Origin of the sequence: Amycolatopsis jejuensis (assembly GCF_000717335.1) — a bacterium.
Taxonomy (GTDB): domain Bacteria; phylum Actinomycetota; class Actinomycetes; order Mycobacteriales; family Pseudonocardiaceae; genus Amycolatopsis; species Amycolatopsis jejuensis.
In genome coordinates, this window is sequence record NZ_JNYZ01000012.1 from 465445 (window position 1) to 489749 (window position 24305).

A 24305-nucleotide genomic window follows, 5' to 3' on the forward strand; every position below is an offset into this window, starting at 1 on the left:
CGTGCAGGGAATCTGGACCACGGAACGGATTCGCGCGGCGGAAGACCAGCTGCTCGCGCGCACGCCCGACGGCGAGCTGATGCGCCGGGCGTCGTTCGGCCTGGCCACGCAGGTGGCCGGATTGCTGGCGGAAGACACCGGAGGCGTGTCCGGACGGCGGGTCGTGCTGCTGGTCGGTTCGGGCAACAACGGCGGGGATTCCTTGTGGGCCGGTGCTTTCCTGCGTCGGCGCGGAGTTGCCGTCACCGCCGTGTTGTTGAACCCGGACAAGGCGCATCCGGCGGGATTGGCTGCGTTGAAGCGTTCCGGCGGGCGCGTGGTGTCCGCAGTGGACAGTCCACAGTGGATTGAGCGGGCGGACGTGGTGGTCGACGGCATCGTCGGCATTTCGGCCCGTGGCCCATTGCGACCGGAGGCGGCGCGGCTGGTCGAGCTGATCGACGCGCCTGTGGTCGCGGTCGACCTGCCCAGCGGCGTGGACCCGGACACCGGCGCGGTTGATGGCCCGCACGTCACTGCCGCGCGCACGGTCACCTTCGGCGCGCTCAAACCCGTGCATGCCTTGGCCCCACAGGAATGCGGCGAGGTCGTGCTGGTGGACATCGGCCTGCGGCCGGAGCTGGGCGACCCGGATCTGTCCCGCCTCGAACTGGCCGATATCGCTGCGGTGTGGCCGATTCCGGGTCCGGAGGACGACAAGTACACCCAGGGCGTGGTCGGCATCGCGGCCGGTTCGGCGACGTATCCTGGCGCGGCCGTGCTCGCGTCGGGATCGGCGGTTCACGCGACTGCGGGCATGGTCCGCTACGCCGGGCACGCGGCGGACGTCGTGCGCTCGCGCTGGCCGGAGATCGTCGCAACGGGTTCGGTGACCGATGCTGGACGGGTGCAGGCGTGGGTGGTCGGCCCTGGCATCGGCACCGGCGGGGACGGCCGCGAGGTGCTGCGGCACATCCTCGGCCAGGGCGTCCCGGTGTGCGCGGACGCCGACGCCACCACGATCATCGCGCACACCCCCGAAGTTCTCGACGCCCGCGACCCGGACACGCCGCTCGTGCTCACTCCGCACGCCGGTGAGTACGAACGCCTGATGGGCCGCCGCCCGGGCGCGGACCGGGTCGCCGCCGCACGAGAGGCGGCGAAGAAGTACGACGCGGTAATGCTTTTGAAGGGCCACTGCACGGTGATCGCCGCCCCGGACGGCCGTGTCGCGGTGAACCAGCCACACGGTTCGTGGCTGGCCACCGCAGGTTCCGGCGATGTCTTGACCGGTCTGGTCGGCTCGCTGCTCGCGGCGGGCATCGACCCGTGGCTCGCCGCCGCAGCCGCCGCCCAGGTGCATTCGCTGGCCGGCGCCCTCGCGGCCGAGGATGTCCCGACGTCCGCCTCGGGTTTGGTCGACGCGATCCCCGCTGCCCTCCGCCTGATCCGCGCGGTCGCCTCCAGACCACCCCAATGTGGCATTCGCTGCATCTGACGCACCCAATGTGGCGTTGGGTGCATGTGACGCACCCAATGTGGCGTTGGGTGCATGTGACGCACCCAATGCCACATTGGGGTGATGTGGCTCAGGCAGCGGCGGTGGCCAGTTCCGGTTCCGGTGCCGCGCGGCGCTTCGTGCGCACCAGAAGTACTACCAGCAAAGCGAATCCGGTGATCACGGCGGCGACCAGGTTCGTCAGCTGCATGGCGTCCAGGAAGGACGGACCGGCGGCGCTGACCGCGGCCGGGTCGCCCGTGGCCAGAGCCGCGTTGAGCGACTTCGTAGCCGTCTGCCGGACGGCGTCGGGAGCAGCGGCGAGCTTGTCGGTCATCGTGGAGCCGTAGCTCGACCACAACACCGAACCCAGCACTGCGACCCCGAGCGCACCGCCGATCTGGCGCAGCGTGTTCAGCAGCGCCGACCCGGCACCGGAGCGTTCGGTGGGCACTGTGGACGTCGCCAGGGTGGTGCCCGGCGTCAGAACGAGTGCGAAGCCCAGCAGGAGCAAGAAGCAGTCGGCCATGAACCACGCGATGTGAGTGTCTGCACCAAGGGGCATTGCGGCGAGGAAGGCCGCGGTCATCGCCAGTAGCCCGGTCGCCATCGTTGCGCGGTCGCCGATCTTCGCCGCGACCCAGCGCGACAACGGGGCGCCGAAGGCCGAGCCGATCGTCGGCGGGAGCAGGACCAGACCGGCTTGCAGTGGTGAGAAGCCGAGCTCCGTCTGCAGGTAGAACACCGTGTAGTACAGGTAGCCGTAGAGGACGACCGAGACCACGGTCAGCGCCACGGTCGCCATGGTGAACGAGCCGTGCCGGAAAAGCTGCACGTCCACGAGCGGCTCGCGGTGCCGGACTTCCGTGGCGAGCAACGCGGCCAGCACTAGAATTCCGGCGGCAATCGGCAGCCAGGTACCCGGTGAGCCCCAGCCGCCGTTGTTGACGTGCACCACGCCGAGCACCAGCAGGCCGATCCCGGCCAGCGAGCCGAGTACCGGCATCATCCGCAGCTTTCCGGTGCCACTGCCGGGAATTTCCGGGATCCACCGCAGTGCCGCGACGAGACCGAGCACGGTGAGCACGGCAATGAGCTCGAGCACCGATCCCCACCACAGGCCCGAGCTGAGCATGGCTCCGGCCAGTACCGGGCCGAATGCGGTGGCCACCGCGGACGACGCGGCCCAGGTCGCGATGGCGCGGGCGCGCTTTTCGGCAGGGAAGGTCCGCAGGATGATCGCGAGGCTCGTCGGCATGATCGTCGCCGCGGCAATTCCGGAAAGTGCCCGCAGCACGATGACGGCCGTCGGGGAGCCGAGGAAACCGGTGATCGCCGAGGTGAGCGCGAAAGCGGCAAGGCCCCAGACGAGCAGGCGCTTCAGCCCGAACCGGTCGCCCGCGGTTCCCGAGACGAGCAGGAACCCGGCGAAGGTGAGCGAGTAGGCGTTCAGGATCCACTGCTGTTCGGTGGTGCTCGCGCCGAGGCTCTTCTGGATCGTCGGCAGCGCGACATTGAGGATCGTGGTCCCCAGCAAGACCACGACCACCGCGAGGGTGACCGCGGCGAGCACCCGGCCGGGCCGGGGCGTGGGTGGAGTTTCGATGCGCATGGCCCGCCCTCATTCTCTATCAGTGATCAAGTAAGTCCTCCTCTGGTATACTTGGTCGGTGACCAAGAGACAACCGATCAAGGCGGGGATCACACTCGGCCAGGTGGTCGCGGCCGCCTTCGCCGTGCTCGATCGCGGCGGCCTGGACAAGCTGTCCACCAGGGCGATTGCCGCCGATCTCGGGGTCAGCATGAACACTGTGATGTGGCATATCCGCACCAAGGCGCGGCTGCTGGACCTGCTGGCCGAGGCGATCTTCGTCGAGGTCGACGTGGACGGTCTGCCGAGCCGGTGGGACGAGCGGGTCGCCGAACTGCATCAGCGGCTGCGCGTTGCGATGCTCGGACATCGCGACGGCGCCCGGGTTGTGGCGGGGACCTTCGTCAACGGGCCCGGCACGCTCGGCGTCACTGAGCGGGTGGTGGACGCGCTGCTGGAGGGGTGTCCCACTCGCCGGACCGCCGTCTGGACGAGCTGGAGCCTGTTCTACTTCACCCTCGGTCTCGTCCAGGAGGAACAGGCCGCGGCGGAGATCGACCTGTCCGGGACCTACCAGGTGCCGGAGGAGTTTCCGGTGCTCAACTCGGTGCTGGACGAGTTCCGGTCGGTCGACTTCGACAACCGCTTCCGCTTCGGCCTCGAACAGATCCTGCGGTCCGCGCCGGTGCTCGAAGCGCCGTAAATTATCGAGTTATGTGTTAACTCGGGGCGAGATATCTGGTAAGAACTGAGCATGCCCAGGACGCGCCCGTCCGATGCTGCGGTCGAGCAGCGCCGTCAGGAGATCCTCGACCACGTCATCGAGCTGGGCGAGGTCCGGATCGACGACCTCACCGCGCGGTTCCGGGTCAGCCTCATGACGATGCACCGCGACCTCGACGACCTCGCCGAACGGCGGCTGCTGCGGAAGCTGCGCGGCAAGGTCGCGGCGTACCCGGCGCTCACCATGGAAACCGCGAGCCGGTTCACGCGGCACTCGGCCGAAAAGGACGCGCTCGCCGAGGCCGCGATCCGGCAGGTCGAGCCGGGTCAGACGGTGTTCGTCGACGACTCGACCACCCTGTTTCCGCTGGTCGAGCGGCTGGCCGGGGTCGAGGGGCTCACCGTGATCACCAACTCGCTGCAGGCGGCCCGGCTGCTCGGCGAGGGCGTCGAGGTGGTCGTTGCCGGTGGCCGCTACCACCCGGAGTACGACTCCTGCTCCGGCCCGGATGTGCTTGCCCTGCTTGAGAGAACCCGCGCGGACGTCGCGTTCGTCTCGGTCAGCGCGGTCGCCGTCGGCCGGTTGTTCCATCCCGTGCAGGACTACGCCGAGCTCAAGAAAGCCGTGCTGCGCGCGGCAAATCGCAATGTCCTGGTGCTCGACCACTCGAAGTTCGGCCGCACCGCCACGTACGCACACGGCACGGTCGGCGACTACGACCTGCTCATCACCAGCGAAGTCACGCCCACCGAGGAGATCGAGGCCGCGCTCAATGCGGGTACGGCCGTCGAGACCGTGGAGCACGTCGAGGAGGGGCAGCCGTATGACAGCTGAGCTGGTGGCCGGGGTCGATTCGTCGACCCAGTCGACGAAGGTGGTGGTCTGCGACGCGCGCACGGGCGAGATCGTGCGCACCGGCCGCGCACCGCATCCCGACGGCACCGAGGTCGATCCGGCGGCGTGGGGACAGGCCTTCGACGCGGCCACCCGCGACGTCCTCGACGGAGTCCAGGCCATCGGCATCGGCGGTCAGCAGCACGGGATGGTCACCCTCGACGAGCGTGGCGAGGTGGTCCGTCCGGCATTGCTGTGGAACGACACGCGCTCCGCGCAGGCGGCCAAGGACCTCGTCGACGAGCTGGGCGGACCCGGGGTGTGGGCGAAGTCGGTCGGGCTCGTGCCGGTGGCCAGCTTCACCGTGACCAAGCTCCGCTGGCTCGCCGAGCACGAGCCGGAGAATGCGGATCGCGTTGCCCAAGTCCTGCTGCCGCACGATTGGCTCACCTGGCGACTGCTCGGGGGTCCGGAAACCGCTTTCACCGACCGCGGCGATGCCTCGGGTACGGGGTACTTCTCGCCGACTGAAAACGCGTACCGGCCGGACGTTCTCGCGCATGCGTTCGGCGGCCGTACCCCGGATCTGCCGACCGTGCTTGGCCCGGCCGAGGCGGCCGGGCACACCGCCGGCGGGATGCTGGTTTCGGCAGGCACCGGCGACAACATGGCGGCCGCGCTCGCGTTGGAACTGGAGCCCGGCGACGCGGTGATCTCGATCGGCACCAGCGGCACGGTTTTCGGGGTCACCGAGACCGGCGCGGCCGACGCGAGCGGCCTGGTCGCCGGATTCGCCGACGCCACCGGCCGGTTCCTGCCGCTCACCGCCGCCCTCAACGCCGCGCGCGTGCTCACCGCGGGAGCCGCGATGCTCGGCGTCGACCTGCCGGAGTTCGATCGGCTCGCGCTCGCCGCGGAACCGGGCGCGGGCGGGCTCACGCTGCTGCCGTACCTCGACGGCGAACGTACCCCGAACCTGCCCGGCGCGACCGGGTCGATCCATGGCCTGACCAGGGCGAACATGACGCCGGAGAACCTCGCGCGGGCGACCGTCGAGGGCCTGCTCTGCGGTCTGGCCGCCGGGCTGGACGCGGTGCGCGCGCAGGGCATGGCCGTGCGGCGGGTGCTGCTGATCGGCGGCGGCGCGCAGTCCGCTGCGATACGGGCGGTCGCGCCGATCGTGCTCGGGCTGCCCGTGGTGCTCCCGCAAGTCGGCGAGTACGTCGCGCTGGGGGCCGCTCGACAGGCTGCCTGGGCGCTCGCCGGAACTGCCGAACCGCCCGCGTGGCAAGGAATCGAAAACCGGCTCGTGCTGGACGAGCCTGCCGGGGCGTTGCGCGCCACGGGCATCGAGATCCAGCGCCGCCACCTCGAGGCGCGCGAGGCCGCGCACGGGGTCCCCGCGAAATCCGGAAAGGACTGACCCGATGGCCACCATCACCTACGACAAGGCGACCCGGCGCTATGCCGGTACCGAGCGGCCCGCCGTGGACGCGCTGGAGCTGGAGATCGCCGACGGCGAGTTCCTGGTGCTCGTCGGGCCGTCCGGGTCCGGAAAGTCCACCGCGCTGCGGATGCTCGCGGGGCTGGAGGACATCGATGACGGCGCGGTCTGGATCGGCGACCGCGACGTCACGCATCTGCCGCCGCGCTCGCGTGACATCGCCATGGTGTTCCAGAACTACGCGCTGTACCCGCACATGACGGTGGCGCAGAACATGGGCTTCGCGCTGAAGATCGCCGGGCGGCCGGCGTCGGAAATCAAGCAGAAGGTGCTCGACGCGGCGAAGCTGCTGGACATCGAGCAGTACCTGGACCGCAAGCCGAAGGCGCTGTCGGGCGGACAGCGGCAGCGCGTCGCGATGGGGCGCGCGATCGTGCGTGAGCCGCAGGTGTTCCTCATGGACGAGCCGCTGTCGAACCTCGACGCGAAGCTGCGCGTGTCCACGCGTACGCAGATTGCCGCGCTGCAGCGGCGACTGGGCGTCACCACGGTGTACGTCACCCACGACCAGGTCGAGGCCATGACGATGGGCGACCGGGTGGCCGTGCTGTCGGACGGCCTGCTGCAGCAGTGCGACACCCCGCGCGCGCTGTACGACCGGCCCGCAAACGTTTTCGTCGCGGGTTTCATCGGTTCCCCGGCGATGAACCTGGTCTCCGCGAAGCTGACCGCGGACGGCGCCGAGGTCGGTGGCGTCGGTGGTGTCCGTGTGCCGCTGACGCCAGCGGTCCGGTCCGCGGCCGACGGCGACACGGTCACGCTGGGTTTCCGTCCGGAGTCGCTGGAGGTCACCACGGACTCCGCCGGCACCCTGCCGATCAAGGTCGAGCTGGTGGAGGAGCTGGGCTCGGACGCGTACGTGTACGGCAAGCTCGGCGCCGGGGTCGAGGAGACCGCCGAAGGGTCGTCACGCAACGTGGTCGCCCGGGTCGACCCGCGTACGCCGCCGGGCATGGGCGACACCCTGCACCTGCGGATCCGTCCCGACGAACTGCACGTGTTCTCCGGTACTTCCGGGCAGCGTCTGTCCTGAAGCCATGACGTGGGAAACTGGCACTCGCTATGATTGCCAGTTTCCCGCATGCCGAGACCGTGATCGACCTCGGCGCAGTGCGCCACAACGTGTCCCTGCTGGCCGCCAAGGCGGCTGGTGCCGAAGTCATGGGCGTGGTCAAGGGCGACGCCTACGGCCATGGCGCAGTGCCGGTGGCACGGGCAGCAGCGGAAGCAGGCGCAACCTGGCTGGGCACCTGCTCGCTGCAGGAGGCCTTCGACCTGCGGGCGGCCGGGCTCACCGGGCGGTTGTTCAGCTGGCTGGACGTGCCGGAGGTCGATTTCGCCCCCGGCATCGAAGCGGACATCGACCTCGGCGTCAGCTCCGTCAGCGAGCTGGCGCGGATCGCCGAGGCCGCCGTGCGGGTGGGGAAACCGGCTCGCGTGCACCTCAAGATCGACACCGGGCTGTCGCGCAACGGCTGTCCGCCCGCCGACTGGCCCCAGCTGGTCGAGGCGGCGGCTCGGGCGCGGAACGTCGAGGTGGTGGCCGTGTGGTCGCATCTGGCGCGCGCGGACGAGCCCGGGCACGAATCGATCGACGCGCAGGCGAAACTCTTCGCCGAGGCGTACGACACCGCCCGCGCCGCCGGTCTCGATCCGATGCGGCACCTGGCGAACTCCGCGGCCACGCTCACCCGGCCCGACCTGCACTTCGACGTGGTCCGCCCGGGGATTGCGATGTACGGCCTCAACCCGGTGCCCACCGAAGACGACCTGCGTCCGGCGATGTCGTTCCGCTCCAGCGTGGTGCTCACGAAGCGGGTGGCGGCGGGCGAATCCGTGTCGTACGGGCACACCTGGACCGCGCCGCAGGACACCACGCTGGCGCTCGTGCCTGCCGGATATGCCGACGGCGTGCCGCGTTCGCTGTCCGGGCAGATGGACGTCCTGCTCGGTGGGCAGCGGCGGCCGGTGGCCGGGCGGATCTGCATGGACCAGCTGGTGGTCGACTGCGGGGACGACGCGGTTCGGGTCGGCGACGAGGTCGTGCTTTTCGGCAACGGCCGCTCCGGTGAGCCGACTGCGCGCGAGTGGGCGGATAAGCTGGGCACCATCGACTACGAGATCGTCACTTCGATGTACCGGCCGCGGGTCCGCCGCCGGTACGTGGGGGAGCAGGTGTGACACCTTCGGCGCGGCTGTGGGCGATCGTCGGCGGGGTCGGAGCGGTGGTGACGGGTGCGGCAGCGGCCGTTGTCGCGGCGCAGCAACGCAAACCGGTCGAGGACCCGTTTGCCGACGAGCCATTGGGCGAGCTGAAGCCGGACCGTACGTCCACTGTCGCCGCCGAAGACGGCACGCCGCTGTCAGTCGAGGAGATCGACCCTGACGACGGTGAAGCACCGGAGCTGACTCTCGTCGGCGTACACGGCTTCGCGCTTTCGCGGCGCTCGTGGCACTTCCAGCGCAGCGCGGTCGCTTCGCTGCGACTGCCGCGCGTACGGCAGGTGTACTACGACCATCGTGGCCACGGCCTGTCCGGGGAAGCGTCCACGGAGACGTCCACTATCGAGCAGCTCGCGCGCGACCTCGACGGCGTACTGCGCGCGATGGTGCCCGAAGGACCGATTGTGCTCATGGGACATTCCATGGGCGGCATGGTGCTCATGGAGCTCGCCGCGCAACGGCCAGACCTCTTCGACGAGCGCGTGTGCGGTGTCGTGTTCGTCGCGACCGCGGCGGGCGAAGTGGGGGCGCGCGGGTTGCCGCGGTCGTTGCTGTCGAAGTACAACCCGCTCACGCGCGGGGTCGGCGAGCTGGCCGGATGGCAGCCGGGTCTCGTCGAGTTCGTCCGTGCGGCGGGCGGACAGCTCACGCGACAGGCCGTACGGCGGCTCGCGTTCGGCAGTAGGGATGTCTCGCCGCGACTGGTCGACTTCATGCTGGAGATGCTTGCGGTGACGCCGGTGCGGGGGTTGGTCAACTTCGTCGGCACCCTCGGCAGCCACAACCGCTACGCTGCGCTGGCCGGGTTGAAGCATGCGCAGGTGCTGGTGATCGGCGGTGATTCGGATCGGTTCACGCCGTTCGCGCATGCGGAGCGGATCGCGGCCGAGCTGCCGGACGCCGAGCTGGTGCGGGTGCGGGGGGCCGGGCATCTGGTGCAGCTCGAGCAACCTGAGCTGGTGAACAGCGCGCTCATCGATTTGCTGCAGCGGTGCGGAGGCAGTGCCGCGCCGAACCGGCGGAACTGGTGGTGGACAAGGTGATTCTGGAGACTCCCGAGGACACGATGGCGTTCGGGCGGGCGCTGGGGGCGGTGTTGCGGGCGGGGGATCTGGTGTTGCTGGACGGTCCGCTCGGTGCCGGGAAGACGACGCTCACCCGGGGGATTGCGGATGGGATGGGGGTGGGTGGCCGGGTGAGTTCGCCGACGTTTGTGCTTGCCCGGGTCCATTCCGCGGGTGCTGGTGGGGTGCCGCTGGTTCATGTGGATGCGTATCGGCTCGGCGGGGATTTGACGTTGCTGGACGATCTTGATCTGGATACGGATTTGGAACGCTCCGCGGTGGTCGTCGAATGGGGCGAGGGGAGCGCGGAGCGGCTTTCCGAGGACCACCTGGTGGTCCGGCTGGAGCGGCGGGAGGATGACACGCGGGTCATGCGCCTTGAGCCCCACGGCACCTGGACCGAGCGGGTCGGCCTGGTCCCAAGTCCGTGAAGGGAACCATGAGGGAATCAGATTCCCTGATGGTTCCCTTCACGGACTTTCAGCGGGGCTGGGTGGCAGCTTCCTCACTGGAGAGCGAAGGGGTGGACCCCGGCAGTGGTTTGCCCGAGTTTTCCTTCAACCGCAGCAAAGTGATTACGCCGACGAACCCGGCTGCCATCAAGTAATAGCCGGGCCATTTCAGGTCTCCCGTGGCCAGTACCAGTGCACTCATCACCAGCGATACGGTGCCGGCGAAGGCGGACACGAAGATGTTGAACGAGATCGACAAGCCGCCGTAGCGGACTTCCGTGGGGAACAGGGCCGGGAGGGTGGACGGGCAGGTGGACGAGAAGCAGATCAGCAGCAGTCCCATCAGGATCAAGCCCAGCAGCACCGCCGCCATCGAGCCGCTCTTCAGCAGTAGCACCATGGGGATGCCCAGCACGATCAAGCCACCCGCGCCGACCCACAGGATGGGTTTGCGGCCGATCTTGTCGCTCAGCCTGCCGAGGAACGGGATCAGCAGCACGCCCAGCCACAACACCGCAATCTGCAGCCACTCGGCCGCCGTGGACGAGATTGCGTGGCCGCCGTTCGCGGCCATGGTGTCGGTGTCCTTGAGGTAGGTCGGCATATAGCTGGTGAGCATGTAGTTCGTGACGTTCCAGGTGACCACCAGGCCACCGGCCAGCAGCATCGTCGGCCAGTATTTCGCGAAGATCGTGCGGACGACGTGAGTGTTCTCGCGTTCGCCCGATTCGTCCAGCAGTTGTTGGAACGCAGGCGTTTCCTCGAGCCGCATCCGCAGGTACACCCCGACGATGCCGAGCGGGAGCGCGACCATGAACGGGATCCGCCAGCCCCACGAATCCATGAACGCCGGCGTCGACACCAGCGGCAGTACCGAAGACACGGTCGCGCCCAAGGCGTACCCGATGAACGTGCCGAATTCCAGGAAGCTGCCGAAGTAACCGCGGCGGCGGTCCGGGCTGTACTCGGCGATGAACGTCATCGCGCCCGCGTATTCGCCGCCGGTGGAGAAGCCCTGCAGGATTCGCGCGCACACCAGCAGGATCGGTGCGGCGAGACCGATCGAGGAGTACGACGGGATCAGCCCGATCAGGAATGTGCCGGTTGCCATCAGGATCACCGTCACGGCCAGCACTTTCGTCCGGCCGATCCGGTCGCCGAGCGGCCCGAAGAAGAGCCCGCCGAGCGGGCGCACGAGGAAGGCGACGGCGAAGGTGGCGAACGTCGCGAGCTGGGCCAGCGCGGGGTGGTCCGGCGGGAAGAACTGGGCCTCGATAGTGGTGGTGAGATAGCCGTAGACGCCGAAGTCGAACCACTCGGTGATGTTGCCGACCGCGGCCGCGCCGACTGCCCGGCGCATCGTCGCGCTGTCTGTGACGGTGCTGCCGCCCGACGGCCCTGCGTGTGTCACATCGCTCCCTTCGCGTCCCAGGCTCACCTCGCAGAGCCCGATCACCACTTACCGCAAGCGACCGGCAGCCTAACGTGACACGTCTCACCCCCGCATCGGGGTGGCGGCGGTAACGCACGCCGGGGACCATGCGCTGTAGCAGGTGAATACCCATGCACCGGGTGAGGAGGAGCCGCAATGACGGCAGTGTTCGTGGCCATCGCAAGCTGTGCAATCGCGGGAGTCGCCGTGGCGGCCACCCTGGCGACCTATGCCCAGCGCAAGTGGCGGGTCCGCGCCTGAGCTACGGCTCCACGATGCCGCGGGCCAGGCCTAGGGTGACTAGGTCTTGCGGGCGCAACAGCAGCTGGTCGGCTACGGCCGGTACCTCGGTGAGCGGGCGTTTCAGAATCGCCGCTGCGGCTTCTGGCGAGGTCACGGAGAAGTAGGCGTCTGGCGCGATCCACGTTGCGTCGGGGGTGGTTGCGAAGGCTAGTGCGCCGCCGGAGCCGCCTTCGCCGATTACTAGTGTGGTGACCGGTACTGCGGCGGTGGCGATCGCTTCGAAGAGTTCTGCGATTGCTGGGCCTACGCCGCCTTCTTCGGCTTCGGCGTCGTTTGCTGCGCCTGGGGTGTCTACCAGGGTCAGCACTGGGATCCCTAGGCGTGACGCTAGCCGTACTAGGCGTGCGGCGGTGCGGAAGCCTGCTGGACGCGTTGCGGTGCCGCACTGTGTTGCGTACGCGAGCGCGCGTCCTTCGCGCCAGCCGAAGCCGCATTGCACGCCTTCGTCGACGTGACCGGCTCGGTCGCCTTGTACGTTCTCTCGCCAGTCGAAGTACGCGTCGAGGTACTCCGGTGCGCGCGCTCGCGAAGACGCGCGCGCGGTTCGTACTGCGTCCCAACCGGTTTCGGGGGGCGTGACGGCGCGAAGGGCCGAAGGCGGCGGAGCGGCTTCGGTCGATCGGGACGTCAACAGCTGCAGCCAGCGGGTCAGTACGTCGCGCAGTTCCTCCGGCTCGACGACACGGTCGACCTGTCCCCACTCCAGTTTCGCTTCGACGCTGTACGCCTCCGCGGGTGACGTCCTCGGGCGTACGCGCGAGCCGGCGAAACCTACCTGTGCCAACGGAAGTCCGAGCACGACGTCGGAACCGGCGCCGAGTGTTGCCCAGCCGCCGCCGGTGGTTGGGTCGCGTAGTACGGAGATCTGTGCGACGCCTGCCGCGCGCGCGTCTGCGGAGAGCCGCGCGATCCGCTGTAGCTGCGAAAGCGCGCGCATTCCGTGCTGCATCCGGCTGCCGCCGGTCGCGAGCAACGACACCACCGGTAGTCCGCGGTCTTTCGCGCGGGCGAAGGCGGCTTCGATCCGGTCGCCGGTCTGCTGGCCGATGGAGCCGCCGAGAAATCCGAACTCCCACGCGACAACGACCGTGGGTACCTCGCCGATCCGGGCCTCGCCGACAATCACCGATTCGGTTTCGGCGGTGCGGTTTGCCGCCTTCGTGCGCGACTCCGGGTAGCCCGGCCAGCCGATCGGGTCGTCCGCCTCGGTGTCCGCCAGGGACAGTTCGGTGAAGCCCGTGGTGAGGCCGGCCAGCAGCTCGCGCGCGGTGGTCATCCCAGCGCTCGTTTCATGATCTTGCCCATGTCGTTGCGGGGCAACGCGTCCAGGTACCGTACGACGCGCGGGCGCTTGTGCGGGGCGAGCAGTTTCGCCACGTGGTCGGCCAGTTCCTCGGCGGTCGGCTGGGTACCCTCGGGCACGACCCAGGCCACGATCCGCTCGCCGAGGTCGTCGTCCGGCTCGCCGGTCACCGCCACCTCGGCCACCCCGGGGTGCTCCAGCAGGGCGTTCTCGATCTCGCCCGCGCCGATCTTGTACCCGCCGCTCTTGATCAGGTCGGTGGCCTTGCGGCCGACGATCCGCACGTAGCCGTCCGGGTCGCGGGTCGCCATGTCGCCGGTGCGGAACCAGCCGCCGTCGAGGGCGGCCGCCGTCGCGTCGGGACGATTGAGGTACTCGGTGAACAGGTTCGGCCCGCGGACCTGGATTTCCCCGACGGTGTCCGGCTCGGTGAGCTCGCCGCCGGACTCGTCGACCAGCCGCAGGTCGACCCCGGCCAGCGGCACGCCGACCGACCCGGGTTTCCGCTCACCATCGGCGCGGACGCTCGTGTTCATCAGCGTCTCGGACATCCCGTAGCGCTCCACGACCTGCTGTCCGGTCGCCGCCGCGATCCGCTGGTGGTCGTGCACCGGCAGCGCGGCCGAGCCGGACACGAGCAGCCGCGCACCGCGCAGGGCGTCCGCCAGCGGCCGGTCGGTGGCGACGGCCTCGGCGATCCGGTGGTACATCGTCGGGACGCCGAACAGCATCGTCGCGCCTGCGGAGAGCTCCCGGGTGACGCCCTCGGTCGAGAACCGGCCGAGGTGCCGCACCGAACCGCCGCGGCGCAGCGGGCCGAGGATGCCGAGGATCAGGCCGTGCACGTGGAAGAGCGGCAGCCCGTGCACGAGCACGTCGTCGGCGGTCCACTGCCAGGCGTCCTCGAGCGCGTCGAGGGTGGCCGCGATCGCGCGGCGAGGCAGCACGACGCCCTTGGGCGGGCCGGTGGTGCCGGAGGTGTAGACGATGAACGCCGGAGCCTCCTCGTCAGGTTCGGTGGCCGGCGGCGTACCGGTGCCGTCCAGCGAGATGTCGCGCCGGGGCAGGCCGGCCAGCCCGGCAGGCAGCTCGGCACCCGGTTCGGCGAGCACCAGCGCGGGGGCGCTGTCGGCGAGGATGTGCGTGATTTCGCGCTCGCCGATCTTGGGGTTGAGCGGCACCACGGGAGCCCCGGCGAGCAGCGCGGCGACCACGGCGACGCTGGTGTGCATCGTCGGCGTCGCCCACACCGCGACCCGGCCGGCAGGCAGCTCGGCGGCCAGCGCGCCGGCGACCGCGCCAAGGTCGGCGTAGGTGAGGGACCGGTCGCCGAAGCGCAGTGCTTCCTTGGCGGAACCGGCGGCGACTGCGGGAAACAGCGGATCGGGCACTTCGCGGACCTCCTGCGTCACCGGCACCTGGATTCGCACCGTACCGCGACTCGCCGGTACCCACCTGAGACACGATTCACATCCGGCAGGGGTTGCCTCAGCGGAGGCGATCCAGCAGGTCGCGCAGTTGGCCGGCCAGCGTTTCCGGGCGAGCCGGGGCGACGTTCACGTGGCGGTCGCAGCCTGGTTCGCCGCTGAACCAGAACAGGTAACGGCCTTGCGGAGTGTCGTAGTAGGTGCAGACGTCGTTGCCGCTGGATCGGCGGCCACTCAGCCAGTGGCGGGTGTTCGCGGTGATCTGACCGGCTCCGGTGCGGGGCCGCATCACCACGTCCATCACCCGTCGCACGTCACGCCGTGCCGCTCCGCCGTTCGCGGCCAGGCTCAGGTCGCCTTCCGGCACCGACATCGCCGGCCCGGTTGCCGCAGGCACGGCAGGCAGTTCGCTGATCATCTCTTCGGCCAGTGCCTCCGGCCGCGCGGGGCGGACCAACACTTGCCCGGACGCAGGCACGTGGCAGGCCAAGACCCCGTCCACCCCGGCAGCCGATACCACCAGCCGGTAACGGCGTGCGGGCTGGGATTCGACGGTCGCGGACAGTTCGATGTCGCCACGGCACAACACAGTCATCGTGCGGACGAAGGCCTCACGCAGACCGCCGCCAACCCACAGCCCTCGTTCGGTCAGGCTCTGCACTGCGACGTCGCGGTACTCGCCGGCTTCCCCCGGCTCCCGCCACCGCGGGGTGGGCGCGAGCGCCGCCGGAAGGGACACGCCGGCCAGCTCGGCCGCCAGCGGCAGGCAGTCGACCGGCAGCAGCAGTTCGCGATTGAGCACGAGCACGGACTACAGGCCGATCACCGGCGGAACTGCTTTCGGCAGCTTGCCCACCAACGCGTCGTCGGGGTCGGCCTCGATCAGGTAGTCAGCCCTCTTGTGCTCCTTGTCCTCATCGTTCTTGCCACCGCCGCGACCCATCCCGGCCATCCCGGGTGAGCCTGGTCGTCCGTTCGCTGCGGCCGTGCCCGCGCCACCTCGCGGGGCGGACTGACCGCCGCCCGGCGTGCCGGAACCGGTCCCGGCGCCCCGGCCGAGGTTGTTGCTACCACCGGCTCCGCGGCCGCCACTGCCACTGCCACTGCCACTGCCCGAGCCGGTGGCCCCGCCGGAGCCGAACCCATTGCCAGGGGCGAACCCATTGCCGGGGGCGAACCCACTGCCGGGGGCGAACCCACTGCCGGGTCCGACCGAGCCCGGCCCGAAGGTCGTGCCGCTGCCCGGGTAGCTGCCGGTGGCCGGGTTCGATGCGGTTGGCGGCAGCGTGGCGCCGGAGGTGGTCGTCGTATTGCCTGGGACTGTCCGGTCGACCTGCGGTGCACCCGGCTCGAGCCAGTTCTGCGAGCCGGGGTTGTGTCCGTCGCCGGTGGAAACGCTGTGGTCGCCTGGGCCGGTCCCAGTCCCGCCGCTGTCGTGGCCCGGGCGGCTGCCGGTCTGACCGTGATGCCCGTCGGAATAGCGCGACGGCAGGTGCCCGGTCCCGGTCTCACCGGGCGGCGTGATGGAGAAATCTCCGCCTGCCGACGGCAACGCCAGCTCCCCGTACTGCGACGGATCCGCCCATCGGCTGGAGTTGTCCGTGGATTGACCGTGGTAGCTGCCGTAGCTCTCGGTGACGATCTTGGCCTTCTGGTCCCATGCATCGATCTCGTCGGCCCGGTTGGACAGGAACGACAACGGGGTGTCGCTGACCCAGTCGTCGGCAGGCCGGTCACCGAGGTTGCCGACGGATTTGATCTTGCCGTTCAGGTCGGCGAACGAGCTGCCCTGGCCGGTGTAGAGCTGCTGGGCCTGCGCGAGGTGCCGGCCGCTGACCTTGGAGGCCTGGACGAGCGGGCCGGCACCGGCATAGGCCTGGCCTGCGGCGTCCCCTTCCCAGTACTGGCTCATCTTGCCTTGCAGCTGCAGCATCCGGTCGGCGATGTCGTTGTGTCGCTGGGACAGCCCGTTCGCAACGTGCGCGCCGTCGTACATCCCGGCCGGCCCTTTGCCGCGGTTGATCAGGTCGATGATCTGTTGCGGAGTGAGTCCCATCAGGCACCTGCCTTGATCGTGGCCAGCGCGGCTTCGGCAACCTTGGTCACCAGTGCGCACGGATCGCGGTAGGAACTCGAACTCGGGCGGAGATTGGACGAAACCGAGAACGTTTCCTCGTTGGTGACGCCGACGAACACCTGGCATCCTCCGCTCTGGCGGTCGTCGTGAACGCCGGAGAATGCAGCTGGATGGTCAGAGATGGCCGGAGATGGTTCGAAGTATCCGCCACCTGCATCGATGCTGTTCTTGTAGACAGTCTGCAGTCCTCCTTGCCCGGGGAGGAATCCGAGGTGAATGCTGCTGTTGTCGCTGTCGTTCCAGGCACAAGCGGGTGCGACGTTGCCCGGGGCTTTCCTGTTTCGCACTGCGCCGAATACCTCGGTGGCTTGCGCCTGAGTCAGGGCGGCGCAGGGGTCCTGTTCGTATTTGCCGACGTTGAGCGGGTTGGCTACCTGGGGGACTTGCGGGCCGGTGCTGGACGGCGGCGCGGTACTCGCAGGCGGTGTGCCGGGGGTGGACGAGCAAGCCGTGGCCGCGAGGAGCACGAGGCCGATCGCCGCGGCGCGGTTGATGGTTTTCGTCACCGGGTCATCCTCGCTTGTCCAGGCCGTGTGCGTTTGCCTGGTCTTGTTGCTCGTACTTGGCGATGGCTTGCTTCAACTGGTCTGCGTAGCCTTGTGCATAGGCTTGTTGCTGCTGGAGGCTCGCGACATAGGCATCGGCGTGGCTGTCGGCTGCCTTCTTCTGCAAAGTGCTCGCGGGGTCTTCGGCGGGTTTGGTGACGCCTCGCAGCTGCTGCCCGTCGTTGATCATGTCATTCAGTTCGTCTGCGATGCCCTGCCACTCCGGGAGCAGGGATTTCATCGCGTCGATGTCCATCGTGAACCCGCCGCCTGCCGCAGCGGCGTCGACCTTGGCGTCGTCGGCGGCGCGCTGCTGGTAGATGCGCGTGCCTGCCGTGCTCATGGCCTCGTTGAACCGCTTGTCCTGTGCGTCGCGTTTCGCCTGTTCTTCCGGGCTGAGATAGCCGGCCCGGTGGTGCCTCGCCCCGGAGGACTGGTCGTCGCTCACGATTGCGCTCCCCTTCGCCTCGTGATCGCAGTAGCACTGTCTGCAACTGCCGACAATGTGACCGAGGATAGCCAAATGTGGTTCCCCACGGCGGCGAATTCGCCCGATGTCGTGGTGCCGGTGCCGCCGGTTGCAGGGCGGGTGACCAGTGCGGGCGATGGGCAGGACTACGCTGGGACACCGTGCTGGTACTGGCGATCGACACGGCGACCCCGGCGGTGACCGCGGGCATTGTCGCCGTCGACGAGGCGGAACTCGTCACTCGGGCGGACCGCGTCACGGTGGATCCGCGGGCGCATGGTGAGCTCATCGCCCCGCATGCGCTCGCCGCGGCCGAGGAAGCCGGGGTCACGCTGCGAGAGCTCGACGCGATCGTCTGCGGGGTCGGCCCTGGGCCGTTCACCGGGCTGCGGGCCGGGATGGCCACTGCGGCGGCGTACGCGCACGCGCTCGGCATCCCCGCGTACCCGGTGTGCAGCCTCGACGCCATCGCCGCCGACGTCGTGCGTACGGACAAGCCGTTCCTCGTCTTCACCGACGCGCGCCGCCGCGAGGTCTACTGGGCTGCGTACGACGCTTCGGGCGCTCGGGTCGACGGTCCGCACGTCCAGCGTCCCGCTGAGGTCGACACCGGTGTACGCGTCGCTGCCGGTGACGGTGCGCTGCAGTATGCGGACGCGGTAGGCGTGGTCCCGATCGAGCCGCGGTTCCCTTCGCCGTCGGGGCTGGTGCGCGTCGCGCGTACGGCGCTTCTGTCGCGCGCGGAGCCGGAGCCGCTCACGCCGCTGTACCTACGTCGTCCGGACGCTGTCGAGCCCACAGCGCGCAAGAGGGTGACCGCGCCGTGAAACTCGACCAACTGCGCCGCGCTGACGTCGCGAAGTGTGCGGAGATCGAGAAGATCCTCTTCCCCGGCGACGACCCATGGAGTGCGCGCGCGTTCCACTCCGAACTCGACCAAGGCCACTACTACCTAGCCGCGCGTACGGACGACGGTACGCAGCTGCTCGGGTACGCGGGCCTCGCCGTCGTCGGCCATCGCGGCGACTACGAAGCGACCGTACACACCATCGGCGTTGTGCCGGAGGCGCAAGGACAAGGCGTCGGTAAGACGTTGCTTCGGGCGCTTCTGACACGCGCCGACGAGCTGCGCGCACAGGTGTTCCTCGAAGTGCGTACGGACAACGACACCGCTGTCGGCCTGTACGAGGCACACGGTTTCCAGAAGCTAGGTATCCGGAAGCGCTACTACCAGCCGTCCGGTGCAGACGCGTTCACCATGGCCCGCCCCGCGCAGGCCCCGGCACGAGACGAGGTGGCCGGCTGATGTCGCGCGTCATCATGGGAATCGAAAGCTCCTGCGACGAGACCGGCGTCGGCCTCGTCCGGCTGCACGACGACGGCGCGGTGGAACTGCTCGCCGACGAGGTCGCCTCCAGCGTCGAGCAGCACGCGCGCTTCGGCGGCGTCGTACCCGAGGTCGCCAGCCGGGCGCACCTCGAAGCGATGGTGCCCACCGTTGAGCGGGCGTTCGCCACGGCCGGGCTGAAACTGTCCGATGTGGACGCCATTGCCGTCACCGCCGGGCCGGGCCTGGCGGGCGCTTTGCTGGTGGGCGTTTCCGCCGCGAAGGCGTACGCGACCGCGCTGGACGTTCCGCTGTACGGCGTGAATCACCTCGCCGGGCACATCGCGGTGGACACGCTGCAGCACGGTCCGCTGCCGTCACCGGTGCTGGCGCTGCTGGTGTCCGGCGGGCACACGCAGCTGCTGCGCGTGGACGACATCGCGTTGAGCATCACCGAGCTGGGGTCCACTGTGGACGATGCAGCGGGGGAGGCGTACGACAAGGTCGCGCGCGTGCTGGCCCTGCCGTACCCGGGCGGCCCGCCGATCGACAAGGCAGCCAAACAGGGTAACCGCAAAGCGATCGCGTTCCCCCGCGGAATGACCGGCCCCCGCGACGCGAAGTTCGACTTTTCCTTCTCCGGCTTGAAAACCGCCGTGGCGCGATGGGTGGAGAACGCCGAACGCACCGGCGCCGAGGTCCCGGTGAACGACGTCGCCGCGTCGTTCCAGGAAGCAGTGGCGGACGTGCTGACGGCGAAAGCCATCCGCGCGGCCCGCGAGCAAGGCGTCGGCACGCTGGTGATTTCCGGTGGGGTGGCAGCGAATTCGCGCCTGTCCGAGCTGGCCGCGGAACGCTGCGCCGAGGCAGGCATCGAGCTGCGGGTCCCGCGGCCGCGGCTGTGCACGGACAACGGCGCGATGATCGCGGCGTTGGGTGCACACGTGGTGGCCGCGGGCCGGCCGGTGGCGCCGCTGGACTTCTCCGCGAATCCAGGCCTGCCGGTGGGTGTGGTGTCGCTCTAGCTGGTGGCCTGAAGCCCCGCGGCCGCGGAGATACCCAGCAACGCTTCGATCGCCACCACAGAACGCTCAGCCGCCGACCCGTCACCGTACGGATTGGCCGACGCCGCAGCGCAAAGATCCCCGCGGAGGATGCGCGCGGCCGTTTCCGTGATCAAGCCCTCGTCAGTCCCCACTAGCCACGCGCAACCTGCCTCGACGCCTTCCGGGCGTTCCGTCGTGTCGCGCAGTACCAGCACTGGCGTACCGAACGTCGGCGCTTCCTCCTGGATACCACCCGAATCCGTGAGCACCAGCGACGCCAGCCGCAGAGCGCGCACCAGATCCGGGTACTCCAGCGGCTCGGTGACAGTGACCCGCGGGACTCCGCCCAAAGCTTCCTCGACCTGCGTCCGCACCGCCGGATTCGGATGCACCGGGAACAACACCTGCACGCTCGGATGCGCATCGACGATCCGGCGGACCGCAGCGAGCGTGCGCGCCATCGGTTCGCCCCACGACTCTCGGCGATGCGACGTGACCAGCACCAACTGCTCGCCCGCCTCGGCAATCCCCATCTCCAGCAACGCAAGCGCTTGATCCCGCGCGGGCAGGTCGCGGGCGGCCACCGCCAGCACCGCGTCGACCACCGTGTTGCCGGTGCGCACGATCCGTTCCGCGGGCACGCCTTCGGCCCGCAGGGCAGCCGCCGCGGCGGGCGTGGGGACCAGGTGCAGGGCCGCGATCCGCGAGATCATCTGCCGGGTCCCCTCCTCGGGGAACGGCGACGTCAGGTCGTTCGTGCGCAGCCCGGCTTCGAGGTGTACCACCGGAATGCCGAGCCAGAACGCGGCGAGCGCGCCGGCCAGCCCGGTGGTGGTGTCGCCCTGTACGACGACCGCTGACGGCGCGTACCGGCGCAGCGTTTCGTCCAGCGCGGGTAGCAACCCGGACACCAGTTCGGCCTGCGTGCCGGACACCCGTGGCGGTACGTCCAGCCACGCGTCCACGGTCACCCCGAACGGTACGAGCGCCTGCTCGACCATGCCCTGATGCTGTCCGCTGTGGACGACGAGCGGCCGCAGCCCTGGCCGGGCGTCCAGCGCCAGCGCGAGCGGGGCGAGCTTCACCGCCTCCGGTCGCGTACCGGCCAGCAGCATCACATCCACTACGTTCACCCTTCCGAGTGTCCCCGAAAACCGGGCTGCCGGCGGGGGAACGCCGGCAGCCCGGGTGATTCAGCCGTCCGAGCGGGCGAACCGCCGGTTGCGGCGGTGGACGGCGATCAGCGCGGCGATCCCGAGGATCACCAGCAGTACGCCCATCGTGACCCACCAGCCGACGTCGGCACCGGTGGCGGCGAGGGTACCCACCCCGCCACCGGCGACGCCGACTCCGGCGCCAGGCATCTTGTACATCGATCCATCACCTCACGGGATCAGGCGGCCGAACGCCGCCGGGTGAAGCGAAGACCGACCGGTACGGCGATGGCGGCGAGCACGCCGAAGCCGACCCACATGCCTGCTCCCGAAGCGAGCGGCATCGGCGGCGCGGCCGGGCCGCAGGTCGCCGAGGACAGGATCACGTCACCCGAACCGATCGCGCCGAGCCCGGTGCCGCCGAGCAGCTTCAGGTGCAGCGCGTTGACGGTGAGGCTGCCGTCCTTGTTCTTGATCTGCTCGTTGAGGATCAGCGTCGCGATGTGCAGCGGGCCGATCGCCACCTTGAGCTGCGTGTTCGCCGCCGGGTTGGCGTCGATCTTGCCAAGGCTGCCCAGGTTCGCGTCGGCCAGCGTGCTGCTGCCCTTCACACCTTCCTGGGTCGCGGTGCACACGGCCTCGACGGCCTTCACGCCGACCTTGCCGAGCGCGGCCTGCAGCAGCGGCACGCCGACGTCGGCGACCGAGGCCTTCGACGTGACCGCACCGGAGTTGTCGTCGCGCACGGCGGACGTCTTGATCACGCCTGCGGTCAGGATTCCGGGCACGTTCGCGTTCACCGCGGTGTTGCTGGTCGGGCCGTTGGTGTTCGACGCGGCGATCGGGCCGAGCTTCACCGCGGGCTGCCCGAGCAGCTTCACGTCGACGTCGACGCCGTAGGCCGACCCGTCACCGGGAGCGGCGCTGGCCGGAACGGCTCCGGCCAGGGCGATGCTCGCCACGACAGCGGCGAGCAATCCGCCTCGTCGCACGAGGTGTCTCTTCACTGGTCCTCCGATTTTTTGTCAGGCCGAGCCGCTGCACGGACGAATCCCGCTGAGCAAGAGTCGGCACGCGAATCGAATATCGGTGCGGCATTGAAAAATGGCACGCTTTTTTCGCCGGATCACCGCATCGAGTGATAAATCTGCGGTTTCTCCCAGGTCGAGTGAATCTTCACCCGAACGGCCTAGCAAGGTTTTCTCTAAATGTGCCGAAGGCTGCTCGGACGTCCCCGGAAAGGGGACACCCGTCGAATGGGGGGACCGCCGTGTTCTAGGCTCGCACACGGGGTCCACATCGTTTCCACTGGGTTTCGACCGGAGAGGTTCGTCGTGACAACAGTCAACGCGCCGGTGTCGAGCGCATCCCGGTTTCCCCTGCGTATGGCGGTTTTCGGGGTGCTCGCCGCCGGGGTCGTGCTCGTGCTTCTCGAGCGCGGATACCGGGAACTCGAGGTGCAATTGGCCGGGCTCATCCTTCGGGTGATCACCTCATCGGGGGTCTATGTCGCTGGTGATCGGGAATCGGTCTACTTTGGGTTGTCCAGCGATACTCCATTCGGGTTGCGAATGACCCCGGAATGCTCCTCGGTATTCCTTCTTCTTCCGTTGCTATTGGTAACCGCGGTGATGCTCTGGTTCCGTCCGCAGAATGCACGCCGGCTCTTTTTTTCGCTGGGAATTTCCGTGATTGCGGTCATTCTGGTTAATCAGTTGCGAATTCTCACCATCGTCGGTCTCGTCAACGGTCTCGGCACCGACGAGGGCTATTACTGGGGCCACACGCTGCTCGGCTCGATGGTCAGCGTGCTCGGCGGCGCGGTGTCGCTGGTGCTCTTCGTGTGGCTCGCCACCCGCAGGTCGAAGGCCGAGAAGCAGGCCGCGTCGTGACGGGTTCCGGCCTCAAGATCCTGCTGTCCATCACGCAGGCGTTCGCGCTCACCATGAGCGTCGCGTTCATCGTGTACGTCGTCGTGATCGTGGTGCCGTACCTGCGCCGCAAGCCCGCCCCGCTCGGCGATCCGGACGACTTCTCCTGGCACTTCTTCGTCCCCTGCCGCGACGAGGAGGTGGTGATCCGCGAGACCGTGCGGTACCTGCGCACCACGTTCCGCCGCGCGCACGTGTGGGTCGTCGACGACGATTCCGACGACCGCACCGCCCGCGTCGTGCGCTCGGTGTGGCGCCGCAACGGCGGGTACGACCCGCATCTGCACCTGGTGGCCCGCCGCCGCCCGGAAGCGCGGACCGGCAAGGGAGACGCGCTCAACGCCGCGTACCGCGAGCTCGACGAGTGGCTGGAGCCGGACGTGGACCGCGACCGCGTGGTGGTCGTCGTGGTCGATGCCGACGGCCGACCCGCGCCCAACTGCCTCGAGGTGTGCGCGGCGGACCATCTCTTCGGCGACGAGACCGTCGGCGCCGTGCAGCTCGACGTCCGGATGAGCAACGCCCGCACCCGCCCGCCGGGGCGCACGTGGTTCTCCCGCGCGTTCGGGCTCAAGCTGGCGCAGCTGCAGGACCTGGAGTTCCGCACGGCGATCGCGGCGATCCAGACGTCCCGCGGCTTCACCGGCACGATTTCCATGGGCGGCAACGGGCAGTTCACCCGGCTGTCCGCCTTGGACTCCATCGCGGGCGAGGATCTCGAGCCGTGGCGCGGGTCGCTGCTGGAGGACTTCGAGCTCGGCGTGCACCTGCTCACCGCGGGCTGGCGCACCGGGTTCACCCCGGACTCGCACGTGGCGCAGGAGGGGCTCTACAGCCTCCGCCGGTTCCTCGTGCAGCGCACCCGCTGGGGGCAGGGGACCATGCAGTGCATGCGGTACCTGCGCCGGATCTGGGACTCGCCGCACGTGTCCACGCTGGGCGCTGCCGAGATGATGTACTACCTGGCGCAGCCGTGGATGCAGCTGCTCGGCTCGCTGCTGTACCCGGTGCCGTTCATCCTGCTGCTGGTGAGCACGGCAGGCGACCCCGGCCAGGTGTGGACGTGGTTCACCGGCGGCGCCTGGATCCTGTTCGCCATCTACGGGTCGTTCGGGCTGCTGCCGTTCATCGTGTGGGGCCCGATCTACCAGATGAAATGCCTGCGCAGCCGCAACATCTTCCGCGGTCTGGGCATGGGCCTGCTGTACGCGGGCTACATCTACACGTTCTACATCACGTCGTGGCGCGCGCTGTTCCGCCTGATCCGCGGGCGCAACGGCTGGGCCAAGACCCGGCGCAACACCGAGGCGTCCGCGGGCGTGAAGGTGGCGCTGGACTCGTGAGTGGCTGTGCCCGGTCCGG

24 protein-coding genes are annotated in these 24305 nt (G+C 69.2%); 13 read left to right on the plus strand and 11 right to left on the minus strand.

From position 1 onward, the window contains the following. The first annotated feature begins 1 nt into the window (after position 1). Positions 2–1477, plus strand: a complete 1476-nt coding sequence (locus tag OO71_RS19725) for a bifunctional ADP-dependent NAD(P)H-hydrate dehydratase/NAD(P)H-hydrate epimerase (protein ID WP_033291222.1) — start codon at positions 2–4, stop codon at positions 1475–1477. A 91-nt stretch (positions 1478–1568) separates the two neighbouring features. Here OO71_RS19725 and OO71_RS19730 read toward each other — a convergent pair whose 3' ends face one another. Then, the gene (locus OO71_RS19730) at positions 1569–3089 is read right to left on the minus strand and encodes an MFS transporter (RefSeq protein WP_051791713.1); all 1521 of its coding nucleotides are present in this window, start codon (positions 3087–3089) and stop codon (positions 1569–1571) included. 58 nt (positions 3090–3147) lie between these two features. Between OO71_RS19730 and OO71_RS19735 the strand changes: the two genes are divergently transcribed. The 7 genes from OO71_RS19735 to tsaE are packed head-to-tail and all read left to right on the plus strand — an operon-like array spanning position 3148 to position 9848. Continuing rightward, on the plus strand, positions 3148–3771 hold the full coding sequence (locus OO71_RS19735; RefSeq protein ID WP_051791714.1) for a TetR/AcrR family transcriptional regulator C-terminal domain-containing protein: 624 nt from the start codon (positions 3148–3150) through the stop codon (positions 3769–3771). 51 nt (positions 3772–3822) lie between these two features. Further along, positions 3823–4626 (plus strand): DeoR/GlpR family DNA-binding transcription regulator, encoded by an 804-nt coding sequence (locus OO71_RS19740; RefSeq protein ID WP_033291223.1) that lies wholly within the window; start codon positions 3823–3825, stop codon positions 4624–4626. After that, positions 4616–6049: a xylulokinase gene (xylB, locus tag OO71_RS19745; protein ID WP_033291224.1), complete on the plus strand. Its 1434-nt coding sequence runs from the start codon at positions 4616–4618 to the stop codon at positions 6047–6049. The genes OO71_RS19740 and xylB overlap by 11 nt, the downstream gene beginning before the upstream one ends. Before the next feature lie 4 nt (positions 6050–6053). Next, positions 6054–7163 (plus strand): ABC transporter ATP-binding protein, encoded by a 1110-nt coding sequence (locus OO71_RS19750; RefSeq protein ID WP_033291225.1) that lies wholly within the window; start codon positions 6054–6056, stop codon positions 7161–7163. A 29-nt stretch (positions 7164–7192) separates the two neighbouring features. Further along, the gene (gene alr / locus OO71_RS19755) at positions 7193–8311 is read left to right on the plus strand and encodes an alanine racemase (protein WP_033291226.1); all 1119 of its coding nucleotides are present in this window, start codon (positions 7193–7195) and stop codon (positions 8309–8311) included. Further along, entirely contained in the window at positions 8308–9396 is a 1089-nt protein-coding gene (locus OO71_RS19760) for an alpha/beta fold hydrolase (protein ID WP_033291227.1), read from the plus strand. The genes alr and OO71_RS19760 overlap by 4 nt, the downstream gene beginning before the upstream one ends. After that, complete coding sequence (tsaE, locus tag OO71_RS19765) at positions 9384–9848, plus strand: tRNA (adenosine(37)-N6)-threonylcarbamoyltransferase complex ATPase subunit type 1 TsaE (protein WP_425388688.1); 465 nt, start codon at positions 9384–9386, stop codon at positions 9846–9848. Before OO71_RS19760 ends, tsaE begins: the two co-directional genes overlap by 13 nt. Positions 9849–9897: 49 nt before the next feature. Here the strand turns inward: tsaE and OO71_RS19770 are convergent, their stop codons facing one another. The 7 genes from OO71_RS19770 to OO71_RS19800 all read right to left on the minus strand — a co-directional run bounded on the left by OO71_RS19770 (position 9898) and on the right by OO71_RS19800 (position 17464). Beyond that, positions 9898–11280 carry an MFS transporter gene (locus tag OO71_RS19770; protein WP_033291352.1) on the minus strand — a complete coding sequence of 461 codons (1383 nt, stop codon included), beginning with the start codon at positions 11278–11280 and terminating at the stop codon, positions 9898–9900. Between the two features lie 283 nt (positions 11281–11563). Continuing rightward, positions 11564–12880: a carboxyl transferase domain-containing protein gene (locus OO71_RS19775; RefSeq protein WP_033291228.1), complete on the minus strand. Its 1317-nt coding sequence runs from the start codon at positions 12878–12880 to the stop codon at positions 11564–11566. Then, positions 12877–14298 (minus strand): acyl-CoA synthetase, encoded by a 1422-nt coding sequence (locus OO71_RS19780; protein WP_033291353.1) that lies wholly within the window; start codon positions 14296–14298, stop codon positions 12877–12879. Before OO71_RS19780 ends, OO71_RS19775 begins: the two co-directional genes overlap by 4 nt. A gap of 97 nt (positions 14299–14395) precedes the next feature. After that, positions 14396–15142 (minus strand): ESX secretion-associated protein EspG, encoded by a 747-nt coding sequence (locus OO71_RS19785; RefSeq protein ID WP_033291229.1) that lies wholly within the window; start codon positions 15140–15142, stop codon positions 14396–14398. A 3-nt stretch (positions 15143–15145) separates the two neighbouring features. Continuing rightward, complete coding sequence (locus tag OO71_RS19790; protein ID WP_033291230.1) at positions 15146–16390, minus strand: hypothetical protein; 1245 nt, start codon at positions 16388–16390, stop codon at positions 15146–15148. Beyond that, positions 16390–16977 carry a DUF3558 domain-containing protein gene (locus OO71_RS19795; protein WP_033291231.1) on the minus strand — a complete coding sequence of 196 codons (588 nt, stop codon included), beginning with the start codon at positions 16975–16977 and terminating at the stop codon, positions 16390–16392. The genes OO71_RS19790 and OO71_RS19795 overlap by 1 nt, the downstream gene beginning before the upstream one ends. A gap of 4 nt (positions 16978–16981) precedes the next feature. After that, the gene (locus OO71_RS19800; protein ID WP_211260557.1) at positions 16982–17464 is read right to left on the minus strand and encodes a hypothetical protein; all 483 of its coding nucleotides are present in this window, start codon (positions 17462–17464) and stop codon (positions 16982–16984) included. A 182-nt stretch (positions 17465–17646) separates the two neighbouring features. Between OO71_RS19800 and tsaB the strand changes: the two genes are divergently transcribed. The 3 genes from tsaB to tsaD are packed head-to-tail and all read left to right on the plus strand — an operon-like array spanning position 17647 to position 19837. Then, positions 17647–18312 (plus strand): tRNA (adenosine(37)-N6)-threonylcarbamoyltransferase complex dimerization subunit type 1 TsaB, encoded by a 666-nt coding sequence (gene tsaB, locus OO71_RS19805; protein ID WP_033291232.1) that lies wholly within the window; start codon positions 17647–17649, stop codon positions 18310–18312. Continuing rightward, the gene (rimI, locus tag OO71_RS19810; protein WP_033291233.1) at positions 18309–18791 is read left to right on the plus strand and encodes a ribosomal protein S18-alanine N-acetyltransferase; all 483 of its coding nucleotides are present in this window, start codon (positions 18309–18311) and stop codon (positions 18789–18791) included. Before tsaB ends, rimI begins: the two co-directional genes overlap by 4 nt. Continuing rightward, positions 18791–19837, plus strand: coding sequence for a tRNA (adenosine(37)-N6)-threonylcarbamoyltransferase complex transferase subunit TsaD (tsaD, locus tag OO71_RS19815; RefSeq protein WP_033291234.1), 1047 nt, complete (start codon positions 18791–18793; stop codon positions 19835–19837). The genes rimI and tsaD overlap by 1 nt, the downstream gene beginning before the upstream one ends. Here tsaD and wecB read toward each other — a convergent pair. The 3 genes from wecB to OO71_RS19830 form a co-directional block, all read right to left on the minus strand. Then, positions 19834–20982 carry a non-hydrolyzing UDP-N-acetylglucosamine 2-epimerase gene (gene wecB, locus OO71_RS19820; RefSeq protein ID WP_033291235.1) on the minus strand — a complete coding sequence of 383 codons (1149 nt, stop codon included), beginning with the start codon at positions 20980–20982 and terminating at the stop codon, positions 19834–19836. The two genes, tsaD and wecB, sit on opposite strands and share 4 nt — an antisense overlap. 69 nt (positions 20983–21051) lie before the next feature. Beyond that, entirely contained in the window at positions 21052–21231 is a 180-nt protein-coding gene (locus OO71_RS19825; protein WP_033291236.1) for an LPXTG cell wall anchor domain-containing protein, read from the minus strand. A gap of 20 nt (positions 21232–21251) precedes the next feature. Beyond that, on the minus strand, positions 21252–22019 hold the full coding sequence (locus tag OO71_RS19830) for a choice-of-anchor protein CoaP (RefSeq protein WP_033291237.1): 768 nt from the start codon (positions 22017–22019) through the stop codon (positions 21252–21254). Between the two features lie 378 nt (positions 22020–22397). Here OO71_RS19830 and xrtP point away from each other — a divergent pair, with 378 nt between their 5' ends. Both xrtP and OO71_RS19840 read left to right on the plus strand, forming a co-directional pair. Further along, a complete protein-coding gene (xrtP, locus tag OO71_RS19835; RefSeq protein WP_033291238.1) occupies positions 22398–22904 on the plus strand; it encodes an exosortase P in 507 nt (168 codons plus the stop codon). Beyond that, the gene (locus tag OO71_RS19840; protein ID WP_033291239.1) at positions 22901–24286 is read left to right on the plus strand and encodes an XrtP-associated glycosyltransferase; all 1386 of its coding nucleotides are present in this window, start codon (positions 22901–22903) and stop codon (positions 24284–24286) included. The genes xrtP and OO71_RS19840 overlap by 4 nt, the downstream gene beginning before the upstream one ends. Positions 24287–24305 lie beyond the last annotated feature (19 nt).

Excerpts from the sequence above, each read along its gene's own strand:
- tsaD (WP_033291234.1), top strand. The coding sequence starts at position 18,791 with ATGTCGCGCGTCATCATGGGAATCGAAAGCTCCTGCGACGAGACCGGC.
- alr (WP_033291226.1), top strand. The coding sequence starts at position 7,193 with ATGATTGCCAGTTTCCCGCATGCCGAGACCGTGATCGACCTCGGCGCA.
- xylB (WP_033291224.1), top strand. The coding sequence starts at position 4,616 with ATGACAGCTGAGCTGGTGGCCGGGGTCGATTCGTCGACCCAGTCGACG.
- OO71_RS19825 (WP_033291236.1), bottom strand. The coding sequence starts at position 21,231 with ATGTACAAGATGCCTGGCGCCGGAGTCGGCGTCGCCGGTGGCGGGGTG.
- xrtP (WP_033291238.1), top strand. The coding sequence starts at position 22,398 with ATGGCGGTTTTCGGGGTGCTCGCCGCCGGGGTCGTGCTCGTGCTTCTC.
- OO71_RS19775 (WP_033291228.1), bottom strand. The coding sequence starts at position 12,880 with ATGACCACCGCGCGCGAGCTGCTGGCCGGCCTCACCACGGGCTTCACC.
- OO71_RS19750 (WP_033291225.1), top strand. The coding sequence starts at position 6,054 with ATGGCCACCATCACCTACGACAAGGCGACCCGGCGCTATGCCGGTACC.
- OO71_RS19790 (WP_033291230.1), bottom strand. The coding sequence starts at position 16,390 with ATGGGACTCACTCCGCAACAGATCATCGACCTGATCAACCGCGGCAAA.
- OO71_RS19740 (WP_033291223.1), top strand. The coding sequence starts at position 3,823 with ATGCCCAGGACGCGCCCGTCCGATGCTGCGGTCGAGCAGCGCCGTCAG.
- OO71_RS19730 (WP_051791713.1), bottom strand. The coding sequence starts at position 3,089 with ATGCGCATCGAAACTCCACCCACGCCCCGGCCCGGCCGGGTGCTCGCC.